16 protein-coding genes are annotated in these 16,408 nt (G+C 68.3%); 13 read left to right on the forward strand and 3 right to left on the reverse strand.

Translation table 11 applies throughout. The features are described from left to right. The first annotated feature begins 279 nt into the window (after positions 1–279). The 5 genes from AC3WLE_RS30070 to AC3WLE_RS30090 all read left to right on the forward strand — a co-directional run bounded on the left by AC3WLE_RS30070 (position 280) and on the right by AC3WLE_RS30090 (position 6,588). Positions 280–1,953 (forward strand): AMP-binding protein, encoded by a 1,674-nt coding sequence (locus tag AC3WLE_RS30070; protein WP_492321655.1) that lies wholly within the window; start codon positions 280–282, stop codon positions 1,951–1,953. Between the two features lie 40 nt (positions 1,954–1,993). Then, complete coding sequence (locus tag AC3WLE_RS30075) at positions 1,994–2,380, forward strand: DUF488 domain-containing protein (RefSeq protein WP_340522989.1); 387 nt, start codon at positions 1,994–1,996, stop codon at positions 2,378–2,380. A 57-nt stretch (positions 2,381–2,437) separates the two neighbouring features. After that, on the forward strand, positions 2,438–3,682 hold the full coding sequence (locus tag AC3WLE_RS30080) for a nucleoside recognition domain-containing protein (protein WP_492357544.1): 1,245 nt from the start codon (positions 2,438–2,440) through the stop codon (positions 3,680–3,682). A 397-nt stretch (positions 3,683–4,079) separates the two neighbouring features. Then, entirely contained in the window at positions 4,080–6,197 is a 2,118-nt protein-coding gene (locus AC3WLE_RS30085; RefSeq protein ID WP_492357545.1) for an FUSC family protein, read from the forward strand. 112 nt (positions 6,198–6,309) lie between these two features. Next, entirely contained in the window at positions 6,310–6,588 is a 279-nt protein-coding gene (locus AC3WLE_RS30090) for a DUF1488 family protein (protein ID WP_492321658.1), read from the forward strand. A gap of 55 nt (positions 6,589–6,643) precedes the next feature. Here the strand turns inward: AC3WLE_RS30090 and AC3WLE_RS30095 are convergent, their stop codons facing one another. After that, the gene (locus AC3WLE_RS30095) at positions 6,644–7,114 is read right to left on the reverse strand and encodes a universal stress protein (RefSeq protein WP_492321659.1); all 471 of its coding nucleotides are present in this window, start codon (positions 7,112–7,114) and stop codon (positions 6,644–6,646) included. A 204-nt stretch (positions 7,115–7,318) separates the two neighbouring features. Here AC3WLE_RS30095 and paaA point away from each other — a divergent pair, with 204 nt between their 5' ends. The 7 genes from paaA (at position 7,319) to AC3WLE_RS30130 (ending at position 12,845) form a co-directional block, all read left to right on the forward strand. Next, entirely contained in the window at positions 7,319–8,338 is a 1,020-nt protein-coding gene (gene paaA, locus AC3WLE_RS30100; RefSeq protein WP_010813470.1) for a 1,2-phenylacetyl-CoA epoxidase subunit PaaA, read from the forward strand. 28 nt (positions 8,339–8,366) lie between these two features. Next, entirely contained in the window at positions 8,367–8,654 is a 288-nt protein-coding gene (gene paaB / locus AC3WLE_RS30105; RefSeq protein ID WP_010813469.1) for a 1,2-phenylacetyl-CoA epoxidase subunit PaaB, read from the forward strand. Positions 8,655–8,664: 10 nt separating this feature from the next. Continuing rightward, positions 8,665–9,516, forward strand: a complete 852-nt coding sequence (paaC, locus tag AC3WLE_RS30110) for a 1,2-phenylacetyl-CoA epoxidase subunit PaaC (protein ID WP_492357546.1) — start codon at positions 8,665–8,667, stop codon at positions 9,514–9,516. A gap of 31 nt (positions 9,517–9,547) precedes the next feature. Next, positions 9,548–10,108: a 1,2-phenylacetyl-CoA epoxidase subunit PaaD gene (paaD, locus tag AC3WLE_RS30115; RefSeq protein WP_492357547.1), complete on the forward strand. Its 561-nt coding sequence runs from the start codon at positions 9,548–9,550 to the stop codon at positions 10,106–10,108. A 27-nt stretch (positions 10,109–10,135) separates the two neighbouring features. Then, entirely contained in the window at positions 10,136–11,221 is a 1,086-nt protein-coding gene (paaE, locus tag AC3WLE_RS30120) for a 1,2-phenylacetyl-CoA epoxidase subunit PaaE (RefSeq protein WP_492321662.1), read from the forward strand. Positions 11,222–11,415: 194 nt separating this feature from the next. After that, on the forward strand, positions 11,416–12,219 hold the full coding sequence (locus AC3WLE_RS30125) for a DUF1835 domain-containing protein (protein WP_010813465.1): 804 nt from the start codon (positions 11,416–11,418) through the stop codon (positions 12,217–12,219). Positions 12,220–12,227: 8 nt separating this feature from the next. After that, positions 12,228–12,845: a TetR/AcrR family transcriptional regulator gene (locus AC3WLE_RS30130; protein WP_010813464.1), complete on the forward strand. Its 618-nt coding sequence runs from the start codon at positions 12,228–12,230 to the stop codon at positions 12,843–12,845. Between the two features lie 27 nt (positions 12,846–12,872). On the opposite strand, the gene kefC is transcribed toward AC3WLE_RS30130, so the two are convergent. Both kefC and kefF read right to left on the reverse strand, forming a co-directional pair. Further along, positions 12,873–14,687: a glutathione-regulated potassium-efflux system protein KefC gene (gene kefC, locus AC3WLE_RS30135; RefSeq protein ID WP_492321663.1), complete on the reverse strand. Its 1,815-nt coding sequence runs from the start codon at positions 14,685–14,687 to the stop codon at positions 12,873–12,875. Continuing rightward, entirely contained in the window at positions 14,684–15,238 is a 555-nt protein-coding gene (gene kefF / locus AC3WLE_RS30140) for a glutathione-regulated potassium-efflux system oxidoreductase KefF (protein ID WP_492321664.1), read from the reverse strand. Before kefF ends, kefC begins: the two co-directional genes overlap by 4 nt. Positions 15,239–15,573: 335 nt before the next feature. Here kefF and AC3WLE_RS30145 point away from each other — a divergent pair, with 335 nt between their 5' ends. Then, on the forward strand, positions 15,574–16,272 hold the full coding sequence (locus AC3WLE_RS30145; protein ID WP_010813461.1) for a GNAT family N-acetyltransferase: 699 nt from the start codon (positions 15,574–15,576) through the stop codon (positions 16,270–16,272). Positions 16,273–16,408: the final 136 nt, after the last annotated feature.

Below are 16,408 nucleotides of genomic sequence, written 5' to 3' on the forward strand. Positions count from 1 at the left end.
CATCCCGGTCGACCCCGCAACCCTTGCTGCGTCTGCTTTGCAGCGCTGCGTTGTGTTGCGAGGGGGCGAATATTAAGGGACGCAGGAGCGACTGGCAAGCGATTTCGCGAAATAATTCGAAGTCCTCGCAAAAGCGGCGCACGAGGCGCAAATGTCGCGGTGGTGACAGCATCCAGCGGCGCCTCGGCGTAAGCTGAGGCCGTGGGCGTTGGCCCAACCCGAGACGCCTTCTTTATATATAGACGTCGAATGCCAAGCAGAGCAGTTGAAGGAGACAAGATGACCCGACCCGTGACGCCCGGCCTCTCCCTGGTCGCCGGCAGCACCGACATCCCCCTGTCTGATGAGACGATTCCGGCATTGCTGGCGCGCACGGTCGCCGCAAACCCGGGCGGCCCGGCGGTGGTGTTCCGCGAGCATGGTGTGCGCTGGAGCTGGGCGGAGTTCAGCGACCAGGTCGATCGCCTGGCCAGCGGCCTGCTCCGGCGCGGGATCCAGCCGGGCGACCGCGTCGGCATCTGGGCGCCGAACCGGCCCGAATGGCTGGTGACCCAGTTCGCCACCGCGCGCATCGGCGCCATCCTGGTCAATATCAATCCGGCCTACCGCCAGGCGGAGCTGGAATACGCGCTGAACAAGGCGGGCGTGCGCATGCTGATCACGGCCGCGCGTTTCAAGACCAGCGACTACCTGGCCACCCTCCAGGCGCTGGCACCGGAGCTGGCCGAAGCCGAGCCGGGTGCGCTGCGCGCCGCCCGGCTGCCCCGGCTGCAGTGGGTGATCCGCATGGGAGGCGAGGCGACGCCCGGCATGCTCAATTACGACGCACTGCTGGCCGAACCCGATACTGCGCGCCTGGACGCGGTGACCGCCACGCTCTCCGCGCTTGACGCCATCAATATCCAGTTCACCAGCGGCACCACCGGCAACCCCAAGGGCGCCACCCTGACGCATCACAACGTGGTCAACAACGGCCGCTTTGTCGCCATGGCGATGCGACTTGGCGACAGTGACGTACTGTGCATCCCGGTGCCGCTCTATCACTGCTTCGGCATGGTGCTGTCGGTGCTGGCCTGCGTCTCGGTCGGCGCCTGCATGGTGTTCCCGGGCGAGGCCTTCGATCCGCTCGCGACCATGCAGGCGGCCAGCGAGGAACGCTGCACCGCCCTGCATGGCGTGCCGACCATGTTTATCGCCCAGCTGGACCATCCGGAGTTCAGCCGCTTCGACTTCTCGACCCTGCGCACCGGCATCATGGCCGGCGCCCCCTGCCCGATCGAGGTCATGAAACGCGTGGTGGCGGACATGCATATGTCGGAGGTCACCATTGCCTATGGCATGACCGAGACCAGCCCGGTCTCGTTCCAGAGCGCCACCGACGATCCGCTGGACAAGCGCGTCGCCACCGTCGGCCGGGTGCAGCCGCACCTGGAATGCAAGGTGGTCGACGCCCTCGGCGAGGTCGTGCCGACCGGCGCCACCGGCGAGCTCTGCACCCGCGGCTATTCCGTGATGCAAGGCTACTGGGAAGACGACGAGCGCACCCGCGAGGCCATCCGCGACGGCTGGATGCACACCGGCGACCTCGCCACCATTGACGACGAGGGCTACTGCAACATCGTCGGCCGGGTCAAGGACATGCTGATCCGTGGCGGCGAGAACATCTACCCGCGCGAGATCGAGGAATTCCTGTTCCGCCATCCCAAGGTGCAGGCAGTGCAGGTCTTTGGCGTGCCTGACCAGAAGTACGGCGAGGAGGTCTGCGCCTGGATCGTGCTCAAAACCGGCCAGAGCGCCACCGAGGAAGAGATCCGGACGTTCTGCCGAGACCAGATTGCCCACTACAAGATTCCGCGCTATATCCGCTTTGTCTCGGAAATGCCGATGACTGTGACGGGCAAGGTGCAGAAGTTTGTCATGCGCGACACCATGATTCATGATCTGGGACTTTAGCCGGACGCACACGCGTCGGCGGACATGAGCGGGACCCTCCATGACCATCCGAATCGTAAGACTGGGCACGCCGCGCGCGGCCGATGAAGGCCTGCGCATCGGCACTGTGCGCCGGCCGCCGCGGGGCGTGCCCAAATCCGAGTTTGCCAGCCGCGATTTCTACGATGTCTGGTATCCCGTGCTGTCGCCATCGCCCGAGTTGGTGGCCCAGGCGCTGCAGGCCACCGATGACAAGCAATGGCGGGCGTTCGTGCGGCACTTCCGCAAGGAAATGGCCGAGCCGGACGCCAGCCGCACGCTCGACCTGCTGGCGGCGCTGTCGCACCAGACCAATTTCTCGGTAGGCTGCTACTGCGAGAACGAGGCGCACTGCCACCGCTCGATCCTGCGCGAGCTGCTGGCCGAACGCGGGGCCGTGATCGGCTGAGCTGCACGCCGTGCCGGGAATCTCCCCGGCTTCGATTTCCCCGCTTCCCGCATTCCGATGGCCCTGAACGTTGTCTGGCTCGGTTTCTTCCTGATTTCCTTTGTCGCCGCCTGCGTCCGCCTGGCCAGCGGCGATCTCACCGTGTTCCCGGCGATGCTGGCGAGCCTGTTCGACAGCGCGCGCACGGCCTTCGAGATCGCGCTCGGCCTGGCCGGGGTGATGAGCCTGTGGCTCGGCATCATGCGGGTCGGCGAGCGCGCCGGCGTGGTCGATGCCTTCGCCCGGCTGGTGAACCCGCTGCTGCGCCATTTCTTCCCCGGCGTGCCGCAGGGGCATCCGGCCCAGGGGGCGATGATGATGAACGTGTCGGCCAACCTGCTCGGGCTGGACAATGCCGCCACGCCGCTCGGCCTGAATGCCATGCGCGAGCTGCAGACGCTGAACCGGCGTCCGGACGTGGCCACCAATGCGCAGATCATGTTCATCGTGCTGAATACGGCCGGGCTGACGCTGATCCCGACCTCGGTGATCGCGATCCGGCAGGCCATTGCGGTCAAGCAGGGGCTGGTGGGTTTCAATGCGGCCGATATCTTCCTGCCGACGCTGCTGGCCACCGGCGGCTCATGCCTGGCCGGCCTGCTGGCGGTGGCGTGGGTGCAGCGGCTGAACCTGCTGCGCCCGGCCGTGCTGGTGGCGTTCGGGCTGGTCGCGGCGCTGCTGGGCGGGATGTTCGCCTGGCTGCGGCACGCGCCGCCGGAGCAGGTGGGCAGCGTGACGGCACTGGCCGGCGCCGGCTTCATCCTGTCGCTGATCACGCTGTTCCTGGTCTGCGGCGCGCTGCGGCGGGTCAATGTCTATGAAGCCTTTATCGATGGCGCCAAGGAAGGTTTTGGCGTCGCCGTGCAGATCATTCCCTACTTGGTGGCGATCCTCGTAGCCATCGGCCTGTTCCGGACCACCGGCTGCATGGACGTGCTGATGGGCTGGCTGACGCTGGGCTTTGCCCAGCTGGGCGTCAATACGGACTTCGTGCCGGCACTGCCGGTCGGGCTGATGAAGATCCTGTCCGGCGCCGGCGCGCGCGGGCTGATGGTGGATGTGATGACGACCTATGGCGTGGACTCGTTCCAGGGAAGGCTGGCGGCGATCATCCAGGGCTCGACCGAGACCACTTTCTATGTGCTGGCGGTCTACTTCGGCAGCATCAATGTGCGCAATACGCGCCACGCACTGGGTTGTGCACTGGTGGCCGATGCTGCCGGGATCATGTGTGCCGTAGGTGCCGCATATCTGTTCCGCTAGGGACATGAATGGTCCGAAACCGGATTTTGTCGCATCGATACAACACCATTGTGCGCAATGTCGGACATTGACACATGACCACTTGGTGCGTCGCAACAAACCATGTATATTGGAGTCTGTCTCCTCCACCACCTCGGTGGATTCCAACCCACGCACAACCTGCGTGGGTTTTTTTTCGCCTTCGCGCCGAAACTGTCACAACCCCTGTGTACGTTTGCGCCTGCTGGCGCAGCAATCGTGCTTGGATCCTCGCCACGGGGCTTGCTCGCGCCACCTTGGTGCGGCGACCTGATGCTGCGGCCGACAGGCCAGTTTTGTTGCAATGCAGCAAACGGTATCGTAGAGTGGTCTCACGACGGGCGCCCGACCGGGCAGGCCCGCGTGGATCCCGGCCCGCATGTTCGCCTCCGCCCTCCTTGCCCGCTATTGGCCTGACCCCGTGCTGCTCCGGCGCGGGATCATCTATGCACTGTCGTTCCTGGCCCTTGCCGGTATTGGCTGGCTGACCGGGGATGCAGGCTACCTGTGGTCGGCAACGGCCTCGATCTGGACCTGCCTGGCGGACCGGCAAGGCACGGCGTCGGCACGGCTATCCAGCCTGGGAGCGGTCGGCATTGGCGGGGCGGTAGCCAGCGCGCTGGGCGCGGCCGTCGCGCCTTCGCCCTGGCTGGCCGTACTGGTCGTGATGGCGGGAGGGCTTGCCGCAGGCCTGGCAGAGACGCGCGGCCCGGCCAGTGCGCTGGCGGCCAAGCTGCTTTATGTCGTGCTGGTGGCCGCGTGCCTGCAGCCTGCGGCCGGGCCTGAGCTCGCCGTGCAGGCCCTGCAAAGCGGGCTCGACTTCCTGCGCGGCGGCGTGTTCGCGTGCCTGGCTTGCCTGGCACTGATCCCGTCGACCCGCGACGACCGGCCACGCACCGAGATCGTGGCCGCCTACGACGCGCTGGTCCGGCTCGCCACGGCACTCGCCGACACCCGCCACGGCAATGACCTCGCCACCTGCAAGCAGGACATCCGCAACCGCATCGAGGCTGCGCGCGGGGCCATCGAGGCCCGACGCAGCCTGCACGACGCCAGCACGCTCCTGCACTATGGCTATGCCGTGGGTGTCGCCGACGCCCTGTTTGCGCTGCTGATCGTCGCGGGCGAGCTGCGCGAGCGCGCCGGCACCGCCCAGGGCTTGCCGATGCAGCCGCCGCTGCGTCATATCGCACGCTGCATCGCCGACGCCCGCGAGCAAGTTGGCCAGGCCCTGGCGCGGCACGCGCCCGACCTGCCGGCCTTGAGCGCGGCGCTGCGCCACGAACTGCGGCGCCTGACCGCGCCCGTGGCCAATGCCAGCGCCCCGCCCCCCTACCAGTCGGCACTATCCGCCCTGGCGCGCCATCCGGATTTCGACCGATGGCGCGCGAGCTTCCGCTGGCCGCGGCGCGGCATCGGGCACGGGCTGGCGCAGATGCTGCGCGGGCTGGCCGACCACGCCGCAGGCGATGCCCTGGCCACGCGCCACGCCCTGCGCCTGGCGCTGGCCGGCAGCCTCAGCCTGCTGCCGGCGCAGTGGTGGCGGCTGGACCATGGCTATTGGGTGGCGGTGACCGTGATTATGGTGCTCAGCCCCCAGTTGCAGACTACCCGGCAGGTTTCCGTGAAACGCTTTGCGGGCTCGCTGGCTGGCGCATTGTGCGCCTGTGTGATCGGCCTGCTCCATCCGGCGCCGGTGGTAGCGCTGGGCATCAGCGCGGCCTTCCTGGCCGGGGCCTATGCCAGCCGCCTTGCCGGGCAGCCCGGGGCGTTCGCGTTCTGCCTGACACCGGCCGTGATCCTGTTCTCATGGGTGGGCGCGCCGGCCGTCGACAGCAGCCACTTTGCCGCGCTGCGCGGCATCGATACCGCGCTGGGCTGCCTGATCGCGCTGGCCACGTACTATGTGCTGGCACCGCGCGTGGAGATGTCGCGCGTGTTCCGCCATGCCGTCGACGCGGTGGCGGTCAACGCGGTCTACCTGCGAGCCGCTTTCGCGGCCAGCCGCGTGGCTGAGGCCACGACGCCGCTTGCCGTGCCGCGGCTGGAAGCCTTGCGCATTGCCGCCGGACGGGCTTCCACCCGCGCCGAACTCACGCTGGCACAGACCGCCGGCGCGCTGACGCCGGACTATGCCGGGGCCTACCAGCGCGTGCATGCGAGCGCGCGCCGCATGGCCGCGCTGGCCGGCGTGGTGCGAGCCGGGGTAGAGTCGGGCGTTTTCACGCTTCCCGCCGGCGCTGAAGTGCGCGCGCTCCTGACGCAGCTGGAAGCCCAACTGGCCGAGCTGGCGATGCGGCCGGGCCTGGCAGACACTGCCGGCGACACCGAGCGCCCTGCGCTGCCACCCGCTGCCGCGCTCGACGCCTTCCTGGCGGAACAGGCCGACTACGCCGCCGCGCATATCGCCGCCGCCCATGCCGCGGTGGCGGACCTGCGCACGCTGGGCGCGGCCGCGCGCAAGCCGCCGGTGCGCCGGCGGGCACACAGCACCTGAGCGGCGTCAAGAAAGAAGCTTGCCGGCCCGGCCAGCGTACTGGCCGGGCTTTACGGAACGCGGCAATGGCCTATATTGATCTAATACGCCCGCCGCCAGCACGAGGCACGCCATGTCCGACATCACGTTCCCTCGCAGCCTCCCGACCTACTGCGCAGCCAGCCTCACGCTGTCCTGCCCCGCCACGGTCAACGGCAGTCCCACCCTGTATTCCGTCACCGCCGAGGCCCTCGAGGCCCATTTCGGCGCGCGTTCGCCGCGCGAGGAAGACCTGGTCGCAGCCTTCACCAGCAACCGCCAGCGCATCGAGCGCCTGGCCGAAAGCCTGTTCGAGCTGACCGAGGCGCGCGAGATCGTGCTGCGCAGCGGCCATTTCCGCTTCTCCGGCTGAGTCCCGTCGCGTGCCCTGGCGTCCCCCGATCGGGGGCATGATTTCATTCGGCCGTTCAGTCAGCCTTCGCCTCGCCGCGCACCAGCAGCACCGGCATGGTGGACTGGCGTATCACCGCCTCGGCCACGCTGCCCAGCATCAGACGGCGCACGCCGCGGCGTCCGTGCGTGCCGATCACCAGCAGGTCGGCGCCCCATTGGCGCGCGGCCTCGTTGATCGAGGCCCCCATGTCGCCTGGCACCGGCGCTTCGGTCACCAGCCGGGTTTCATGCGCCACGCCGGCCGCGGCCAGCCGCTGCGAGGCGGCCTGCAGCGCGCGCTGCCCGCTTTCCTCGAACGCCTTCTGTAGCTGGCTCGGATCGTAGTACCCGGCATCGAACATGGGCGTGCCGGTGTCCACGACATAGAGCGCCAGCACGGTGGCGCCGCCCGGGGCCGCCACGCGTATGGCTTCGCCCAGCGCCAGGTCGGACGTGCTGCTGCCGTCCACCGCCACCACGATCTTGCTGTATGCCGCGCTAGTCATAGGAATTGCCTCCGTTGGAAAGGGATGGCGGCGGTAACGCCGCCTGGCTTCGATACTACACGTGCGGCAGCCGCCACGAGGCGAGCGGGATCAAGCCACGGCCACGGTAGCGGGCTTTCCCTTAAATTGACCGACCGGTCGGCATATATATAATAGGGCCAGCACTGCCCGCGATCCGAGCGGCATCCCGTCAGAGGAGACACCATGTACACGCAGAGTCTTGACCTGCCCGGCCAGCACGCCGATACGGCACCGGCCAGCGCGCCCCAGGACGAAGCCGCCCGCCAGGCCGCGTTCGACGCCTGCATGGCCGCCGACGGCAAGATCGAGCCGCAGGACTGGATGCCGCAGGCCTACCGCAAGACCCTGGTGCGCCAGATCTCGCAGCATGCGCACTCGGAGATCGTCGGCATGCTGCCGGAGGGCAACTGGATCAGCCGGGCCCCGTCGCTCAAGCGCAAGGCCATCCTGCTAGCCAAGGTGCAGGATGAAGGCGGCCATGGGCTCTACCTGTATTCCGCCGCCGAGACGCTCGACGCCTCGCGCGATGACCTGGTCGACGCGCTGCACAGCGGCAAGGCCAAGTATTCGTCGATCTTCAACTACCCGACGCTGACCTGGGCCGACGTGGGCGTGATCGGCTGGCTGGTCGACGGCGCGGCGATCATGAACCAGATCCCGCTGTGCCGCTGCTCGTACGGCCCGTATGCGCGCGCCATGATCCGCATCTGCAAGGAAGAGTCGTTCCACCAGCGCCAGGGCTTCGACGCGCTGCTGGCGATGATGCGCGGCACCGAGGCCCAGCGCGAGATGGTGCAGGACGCGGTCGACCGCTGGTGGTTCCCGGTGCTGATGATGTTCGGCCCGCCCGACGCGGCCTCGACCAACAGCGCCCAGACCATGGCCTGGGGCATCAAGCGCATCTCCAACGACGACCTGCGCCAGAAGTTTGTCGATGCCACGGTCGAGCAGGCCCGCGTGCTGGGCGTGACCCTGCCCGACCCCGGCCTGCAATGGAATGCCGAGCGCGCCCACTATGACTACAGCCCGCTGGACTGGGATGAGTTCTGGCGTGTGATCAACGGCGACGGCCCCTGCAACAAGGAGCGCCTGGCCACCCGCGTGAAAGCGCACGAGGACGGCGCCTGGGTGCGCGAGGCCGCGCTGGCGCACGCCGCCAAGGTGGCCGAACGCGAAGCCCGCGCCAGCCGCGCCGCGGCCTGAACACCGCACCCGAGGACGGAGACAAACGATGCAACGCAAGGAATGGCCGCTGTGGGAAGTGTTCGTACGCAGCAAGCAAGGCCTGGAACACAAGCATTGCGGCAGCCTGCACGCCGCCGACGCGCAGCAGGCGCTGCACATGGCGCGCGACGTCTATACGCGGCGCCAGGAAGGCGTGTCGATCTGGGTGGTGCCGTCAGCGTCCATCACCGCCAGCGTGCCCGAGGAAAAGCCGGAGCTGTTCGACCCGATGGCCGACAAGATCTACCGGCATCCGACGTTCTACCAGCTGCCCGACGAAGTCAACCACATGTAAGGCCCGCACCATGACTGCGTCCCCACAGCCGACCGCGCCCGCCTCGCTCGACCACCTGCCGCCGGCACGCACCGCGGGCTTGCGCTACGTGCTGCGCCTGGCCGACAACGCTCTGGTCCTGGGCCAGCGCAACGCCGAATGGTGTGGCCACGGCCCGGTGCTGGAAGAAGACATCGCACTGGCCAACATCAGCCTGGACCTGATCGGCCAGGCGCGGCTGCTGTACGGCCGCGCCGGCGAACTGGAAGGCGAGCTGACCGGCCTGCCCCGCCATGAGGACGACTACGCCTACTGGCGCGCCGAGCGCGACTTCCGCAACTGGACGCTGCTGGAGCTGCCGCACCGCGGCCCGCTGGCCGGCAACGCCGCCGCCGAGCGCGACTACGCCGTCACCATCATGCGCAACTTCCTGTACAGCGCGCTGATGGTCGAGCTGTGGGAAGCATTGCTGGCCAGCCGCGCCGACCAGCTGGGCGCGATCGCCGCCAAGTCGGTCAAGGAAGCGCGCTACCACCTGCACCACGCGGCTGGCTGGGTAGTGCGCCTGGGCGACGGCACCGAGGCATCGCACGCGCGCATGCAGCGCGCGCTGGAGCACCTGCTGCCCTATATGAACGAGTGCTTTGCCGAGGACGCGGTCGAAACCGAGGCCGCCACGCAGGGCATCGGCGTGGTCACGGCCACGCTGCGCCCGGCCTGGGACGCCACCGTCGCCGAGACGCTGCAGGCCGCCACGCTGGACTTGCCCCAGGCCACGAGCTTTGTCTCGACCGGCAAGCACGGCGTGCACTCCGAACACATGAGCTACCTGCTGGGCGAGATGCAGGGGCTGGCGCGGGCCCATCCGGGCGCGCAATGGTAAGCGCCCGCTTCGGCGCAAAGGGTTGACCAACATGAACATCGCCGCCCTCCCCCTGCGCAACGACCGCGCCACCGACGGCCGCATCGCGCGTGCATGGGCGGCGCTGGAGGCGGTGCCGGACCCGGAGATCCCGGTGGTGTCGATCCGCGACCTGGGCATCCTGCGCGATGTCCTGACCGCCGCCGACGGCGCGCTTGAGATCGTCATCACGCCCACCTATTCCGGCTGCCCGGCGATGTCGCAGATCGCCGAGGACATCGGCCGGGCGCTGGACGGCGCCGGGCTGGCGCCGTGGCGCATCCGCACCGTGCTGGCGCCGGCCTGGACCACCGACTGGATCACCCCGGCCGCGCGCGAGCGCCTGCGCGCCTTCGGCATAGCGCCGCCGGGCCAGTGCGGCACGCCGGCTGCGGCGCAGCCGCTGCGCTTTGTGCCTCGCGCCGCCCGCGCGGGCGCGCCCGATGCCGTGGCCTGCCCGCGCTGCGGCAGCATGCATACGCAGGAAATCTCGCGCTTTGCCTCGACCGCCTGCAAGGCGCTGTACCGGTGCCTGGACTGCCGCGAGCCGTTCGACTACTTCAAACCCTACTGAGCCCCGCCGGGCCGAAGCCAGGCTGCCATGACTCCACAGTTCCATCCGCTGCGCGTGGCGCAGGTGCGCCCCGAGACCGCCGACACCATTTCGATCGCCTTCGAGGTGCCGGACACGCTGCGCGATGCCTACCGCTTCACCCAGGGCCAGTTCCTGACGCTGAAGGCGCCGGTCGAAGGCAAGGACCTGCGCCGCTCGTACTCGATCTGCTCGGCGGTGCAGGACTATGACGAGCACGGCGAGCTGCGCGTGGCGGTCAAGCTGGTCGAGGACGGACTCTTTTCCACGCACCTGCATGACTCCATCGCCCCGGGCCAGGTGATCGACGTGATGACCCCCGACGGCCGCTTCCACGTGCCGCTCGATGCCGGCGCCGCGCGCCACTACGTGGCCTTTGCCGCCGGCAGCGGCATCACGCCGGTGCTGTCGCTGATCCGCACCACGCTGCAGGCCGAGCCGCACAGCCGCTTCACGCTGGTCTATGGCAACCGCAACGTCGACAGCATCATCTTCTCCGAGGCGCTGGAAGACCTGAAGAACCAGTACCTGGCGCGTTTCACGCTCTACCACGTGCTGTCGCGCCAGCCGCAGGAGGTGGACCTGCTGCATGGCCGGCTCGACCATGCCCGCGTGACCGCCTTCCTGCAGGCCCTGATCCCCGTGGAAGACATCGACGCGGCCTTTGTCTGCGGGCCGGCCTCGATGATCGACGAGGCCGAGGCGGCGCTGCGCGACGCGGGCGTCGACCCGCACCGCATCCACGCCGAGCGCTTCGGTGTGCCGCTGGCCCAGGCCAGGCGCAAGCCGGCCCCGGCACACGCCGACCATGCCGGCACCGCCGAGCTGGTGGTGGTGCTCGACGGCAAGCAGCACAGCATGCGCCTGCCGCTGGAAGACGCCGTGCTGGACACCGCGCTGGCCGCCGGCCTGGACCTGCCTTTTGCCTGCAAGAGCGGCGTCTGTTGCACCTGCCGCGCCAAGGTGCTGGAGGGCCAGGTGGACATGGAAAAGAACTACACGCTCGAGCCGTGGGAGATGGAAAAGGGCTTCGTGCTCACCTGCCAGGCGCGGGCGCTGACGCCGCGGGTGGTGGTCAGCTACGACGAACGCTGATCCGGGCACGCCGGGGCGTGCGTATTCAGACAATTGCCGACATTGGCCAGCACCGGCCGTGACTACAATGGCGGCAGGCGGCTTCCGGCTGGCCCGATGCTTGCAGGACAGTGACCGGGCGGGCGGCGATCGCGCCTGTCGCACCGCCGCCGCGGCGGTGCCAGCGAACCGTCCACCCATATACAATCACGGCCATGCAATATATCCACGTCGTCAACGGTGATGTAGCAGGCACGACCCTGCGCCAGGCCCTGGCCCAGGCTGCGCGGCCGGACCCTGTCGTGGTGCTGCGCGACGACCTGGCGGTAGGCCCGCTGGCCGACATCGACAGCACCGGTCTGATCCGCTCCGGCTTCTGGCAGCGGGTCGCCCCGCATACCGACATCGATTTCGGCGCCGAGATGCGCCAGGCGCTGGACCAGCTCCAGGGACTGCGCCAGGACAACATGGAAGTGGCCATCTGGCACGGCCAGAGCGCGGCCGACCAGCTGATGCTGCGCCGGGTGGTGTTCCACCTGTACCAGGCGCCGCAGCGGATCAATGAAGTCGCCATGGACCTGCGCGAGCTGGAAATGCCCGCGCAGGGCAACCTGGCAGCGATCGGCATGTACACGCCCGCGCGGCTGGCGCGGCGCTTTTCCACCATCGCCCCGGTCTCGGTGCTGCGCCTGGGCCGCCTCGGCTACGAGTGGCAGCAGAACGTCAAGGAAAACGCCGACGTGCGGCTCTGGAAGGGCAACACGCTGGTGCCGGCGGCCTACCACACCATCGACGAGATCATCATGGAACGCGCCCCGTCCGAGTGGACGCCCGCGGCGCAGATGGTGGGCAGCGTGATGGGCGCGATCGAGGGTCTGCTGGCCAGCGACTGGTTCGTGTTCTGGCGCTGCCGCGAGCTGATCGCCATGGGCCAGCTGGTGCTGCGCGGCAATGCTGACTCGCTCGATACCTGCGAACTGCGCCGCCATCTCGGCAGCGGTGGCACCGGCGGCGAATAAACGAGAATATGGCCCGTACCAAGGCACCCGATTTCGAGGCGCAGCGCGAGCAGATCCTTGACCTGGCCGCCGCCGCCTTTGCCAACAGCAGCTACCCCAGCACCTCGATGGCCGACCTGGCCGCCGCCTGCGGCACCTCCAAGGCGCGGCTGTACCACTATTACGAGAGCAAGGAAGCGATCCTGTTCGACCTGCTGGACCGCTACACGCGCCGGCTGATGCTGCTCGTCACTGAAGTGGAGGCCGACGCCGAGCGCCACGCGCGCACCGACAAGGAAGCCTTCGGCAACCTGATCCGCGCCTTCCTGGCCGAGTACGAGACCTCGCAGACGCGCCATATCGCGCTGATCAACGACGTCAAGTTCCTGGCCGAGACCCAGCGCGACCTGATCCTGGGCCGCGAGCGCGACGTGGTCGCGGCGTTCTCGCGCCTGCTGCGCCGGGCCTACCCGGAGCGCGTCACGCGCGAGAACCAGACTGCGCTGACCATGACCATCTTCGGCATGATCAACTGGACCTTCACCTGGCTCAAGCCGGGCGGCCGGTTGTCCTATGCAGAGTTTGCCGAGATGGTGGTCGACCTGCTCGAAGGCGGCCTGCCCGGCCGGGCCGCGGCCGCGCGCTGACGCGGCGCCGGCCCGCCGCCCTGCCGCTCACATCCACTCGGCCTCTTCGCGCTGGCGCCGCTGCTCGCGGTCCTGGCGGAACATCTCTTCCAGTTCGTCGCGCGCCTGGCGCGCCAGCGAGACCAGCTTCTTCTGGTCGGTGTAGTGCGGATAGAAGCGGTCGATCGCCTGGATGTTGTGGCGCCGGAAACGCAGTGCCACGTTGCGGGCCTCGGCCGGATCGAAACCCAGCCCCTCCAGCACGCGGCGGCCCAGCATCAGCGAGCCCTCGAACATCTCGCGCTCGAACAGGTGCACGCCGCGGTCCTTGAGCTGGTAGATATGTGACACATGGCGCGCCCGGGCGTAGATCTGCAGCTCCGGAAAGCGCTGGCGCACGCGGTCGATCAGTTCCAGGCTTTCGTCCATGCCGTCGATGGCGACCACCAGGATGCGCGCGTCGGCAATGCCCGCGGCCTCCAGCAGGTCCAGCCGGGTGGCGTCGCCATAGAAGACCTTGAAGCCGTACTGGCGCAGGAACTCGATCTGGTCGGGGTCGTGGTCCAGCACCGTCACGCCCACACCCTGCGTGTACAGCAGGCGGCCGACGATCTGGCCGAAGCGCCCGAAGCCGGCGATCAGCACCGGATTGTGCTGCGGCGTGATGGCCTCGTCCGGGCGGGCCTTGCCGCTGCCCAGGCGCGGCGCCACCAGCCGGTCATAGGCCAGCAGCAGCAAGGGCGTGGCCACCATCGACAGCGCCACCACCAGCACCAGCAGGGCCTCGGTCTCGCGCGGCAGCAGGCCGGCGGTGCCGGCCACGCCGAACACCACGAAAGCGAACTCACCGCCCTGCGAGATCAGCAGCGCAAACAGCAGCCGCTGCCCGCGGGCGATGGCGAAATGCCGCGCCAGCAGCGCCAGCACCGCGGTCTTGGCAACCACGAAGGCGGCCACCAGACCCAGCACCAGCCAGGGCGAGTGTGCCAGCACGGCAAAGTCGATCGACATGCCGACAGCCATGAAGAACAGGCCCAGCAGCAGGCCCTTGAACGGCTCCAGGTCGGCCTCGAGCGCATGGCGGTATTCCGAATCGGCCAGCAGCACGCCGGCCACGAAGGTGCCCAGCGCCATCGACAAGCCCACCGCGTCCATCATCAACGCAATGCCCACCACCAGCAGCAGCGCAAACGCCGTGAACATCTCGCGCATGTCGGTGCGGGCGATAAAGCGCAGCGCCGGGCGCACCAGGTAGCGGCCCCCGACCACCACCGCACCGATCACCGCCACCGCCTTGCCCGCCGCCAGCCAGCCGGCCGCGCCCGAACCCGCGCCTGCGGCGCCCTGCGTGGCCAGCAGCGGCAACAGCGCGATCATCGGGATCGCGGCGATGTCCTGGAACAGCAGGATGCCGAAGCTGGCCGCCCCCGCCGGCGTGCCGAAGAGATTGCGCTCGGTCAGTGTCGCCAGCGCGATCGCGGTGGACGACAACGCCAGTCCCAGGCCCGCCACCAGCGCCACCTGCCACGGCGCACCCGCCAGCGCCGCCGCCGCGCCGATCACCAGCGCGCACGCAGCCAGCTGCGCGCCGCCGTAGCCAAAGATGCTCCGGCGCAGCGCCCACAGCTTGCGCGGCTCCAGCTCCAGGCCGATGACGAACATCATCAGCACCACGCCGAACTCGGAAAAATGCAGGATCGATTCGACATTGGTCACCAGGCGCAACGCAAACGGCCCGATCGCCGCCCCCGCCAGCAGGTAGCCCAGCACCGCGCCCAGGCCACTGCGCCGCGCCAGCGGCACCGCCACCACCGCCGCCACCAGGAACACCAGCAGCGCTATCAGGAAGTCGTGCTGGTTCATGCCTGCCCCCCCGCCGGCGCGGCGCCGGTGCCCAGCCGCCCGCAGACGTGGGCGATATGCTCGGCCAGTGCCTGGGCATCGGCATTGTTGGCGTCGTGCAGCACCACCGGCGGCAGCCAGCTCATGCCGCACAGCAAAGCGGTCTGTTCCAGCGGCAGCAGGAAGTCCCCGATCGGGTGGCCATGGGTGCCGTCCGGCCCGTAGGAATCGGCGGTGCCGCCGGTGCTCACCACCGCCAGCAAGGACTTGCCACGCAGCGCGGTGCCGCCGGGGCCATAGGCCCAGCCTGGCTCCAGTACCTCGTCGAGCCACAGCTTGAGCAGCGCCGGCACGCTGTACCAGCGCACCGGGAACTGCAGCACGATGGTGTCGGAGACCGACAGCACGCGCTGCTCGGCGACGACGTCGATGTCATAGTCGACATAGCTGCCGTAGAGATCGCGTACCTGTACCTGCGGCAGCGCGGCCAAGGCATCGGCCAGCGGACGGTTGACGCGCGAACGGCTGGGCGTGGGGTGCGCGTAGATCACAACGATTGGGGGCTCGGTCATCAAAGGCGATCGGCTAGGCAAGGGGAAGTCAGACGGACATGCGGGAGAACACGGGATTGCGGCGTTGCACCAAATCCACATCCGGCACCACGCAACAATTCATCACATTTTTTCAAGCTGTTGATTTTATTCGATTTTTATTGATGCTATGGTGAGACGGCGGCCTGCTGCGATGCGGGAAGCTTACGCCGAACTGACAATTCCACTACAATACTTTTGGCGCCGCATCAAGATGGTGTTTCCCCCGAGTCTTGCACCGAGCCAGGGAAAAGTGCCTGGCGGAACACCAACGCAGTGCTATTTTTATCTGTGACTGCACTAGGAAGGAAATAATCGTGAACCCGCTCGAACTGAGCAAGGCCGTCGGCGCACTGACCGACGAAGATCTGCGCAAGGCAGCCGAAGCCGCACAGGCCACCCACCGCGCCACCGTACTGGTGCGCGAGCTGGCGGCCCACCACCGCTCGCGCCTGCTGAAGCATTTCCTCGCCCTGGGCGAGGAGGATCGCCTGCTCCGTTTTGGCCAGTCCGTGGGCGACCACGTGATCGAAGCCTATGTCGACAGCATCGACTTCGACCATGACAGCGTGTTCGGCGTCTACGACGACAAGCTCGAACTGATCGGCGTGGGCCACTTCGCCAACCTGCGCGACAACGCCCAGGGCCGCGTGGCGGAGTTCGGCGTGTCGGTGTCGGGCAGCGCCCGCGGGCGCGGCATCGGCAGCGCGCTGTTCGAGCGTGCCGCGATCCACGGCCGCAATACCAATGTGCGCACGCTGTACATGCACTGCCTGTCGCGCAACGCGGCGATGATGCACATTGCCAAGAAGGCCGGCATGAAGGTCCAGTACGCCTACGGCGAGGCCGATGCCTACCTGGAACTGCCGCCGGCCGACACCGCCAGCCGCCTGACCGAAGCGCTGGACGAGCAGCTCGCCGACCTCGACTACGCGGTGCGCCGCAACCTGCGCGACGCGCGCCGCTTCGGGCTGCGCTTCTGGCGCACCATGGTGCCGCAGAAGCACACTGCCTGAGTCCGCTGAACTCCCCCGGGCCCGCTTGATGCGGGTTCCACGCCAACGGCGCATCGTAATGAACTGACCCCGTAAAGTTGGACGGGTAAGTTAGGCCGCCAAGGGCTGAGTCCTGTATTGCACGGGGCTCAGCCCT

The organism is Cupriavidus sp. FW306-1B-F12B (genome assembly GCF_058781795.1).

What these genes read in the sequence shown, in the direction of transcription:
- AC3WLE_RS30070 (WP_492321655.1), top strand. Translation starts at nt 280, where the DNA reads ATGACCCGACCCGTGACGCCCGGCCTCTCCCTGGTCGCCGGCAGCACC.
- AC3WLE_RS30075 (WP_340522989.1), top strand. Translation starts at nt 1,994, where the DNA reads ATGACCATCCGAATCGTAAGACTGGGCACGCCGCGCGCGGCCGATGAA.
- AC3WLE_RS30080 (WP_492357544.1), top strand. Translation starts at nt 2,438, where the DNA reads ATGGCCCTGAACGTTGTCTGGCTCGGTTTCTTCCTGATTTCCTTTGTC.
- AC3WLE_RS30085 (WP_492357545.1), top strand. Translation starts at nt 4,080, where the DNA reads ATGTTCGCCTCCGCCCTCCTTGCCCGCTATTGGCCTGACCCCGTGCTG.
- AC3WLE_RS30090 (WP_492321658.1), top strand. Translation starts at nt 6,310, where the DNA reads ATGTCCGACATCACGTTCCCTCGCAGCCTCCCGACCTACTGCGCAGCC.
- AC3WLE_RS30095 (WP_492321659.1), bottom strand. Translation starts at nt 7,114, where the DNA reads ATGACTAGCGCGGCATACAGCAAGATCGTGGTGGCGGTGGACGGCAGC.
- paaA (WP_010813470.1), top strand. Translation starts at nt 7,319, where the DNA reads ATGTACACGCAGAGTCTTGACCTGCCCGGCCAGCACGCCGATACGGCA.
- paaB (WP_010813469.1), top strand. Translation starts at nt 8,367, where the DNA reads ATGCAACGCAAGGAATGGCCGCTGTGGGAAGTGTTCGTACGCAGCAAG.
- paaC (WP_492357546.1), top strand. Translation starts at nt 8,665, where the DNA reads ATGACTGCGTCCCCACAGCCGACCGCGCCCGCCTCGCTCGACCACCTG.
- paaD (WP_492357547.1), top strand. Translation starts at nt 9,548, where the DNA reads ATGAACATCGCCGCCCTCCCCCTGCGCAACGACCGCGCCACCGACGGC.
- paaE (WP_492321662.1), top strand. Translation starts at nt 10,136, where the DNA reads ATGACTCCACAGTTCCATCCGCTGCGCGTGGCGCAGGTGCGCCCCGAG.
- AC3WLE_RS30125 (WP_010813465.1), top strand. Translation starts at nt 11,416, where the DNA reads ATGCAATATATCCACGTCGTCAACGGTGATGTAGCAGGCACGACCCTG.
- AC3WLE_RS30130 (WP_010813464.1), top strand. Translation starts at nt 12,228, where the DNA reads ATGGCCCGTACCAAGGCACCCGATTTCGAGGCGCAGCGCGAGCAGATC.
- kefC (WP_492321663.1), bottom strand. Translation starts at nt 14,687, where the DNA reads ATGAACCAGCACGACTTCCTGATAGCGCTGCTGGTGTTCCTGGTGGCG.
- kefF (WP_492321664.1), bottom strand. Translation starts at nt 15,238, where the DNA reads ATGACCGAGCCCCCAATCGTTGTGATCTACGCGCACCCCACGCCCAGC.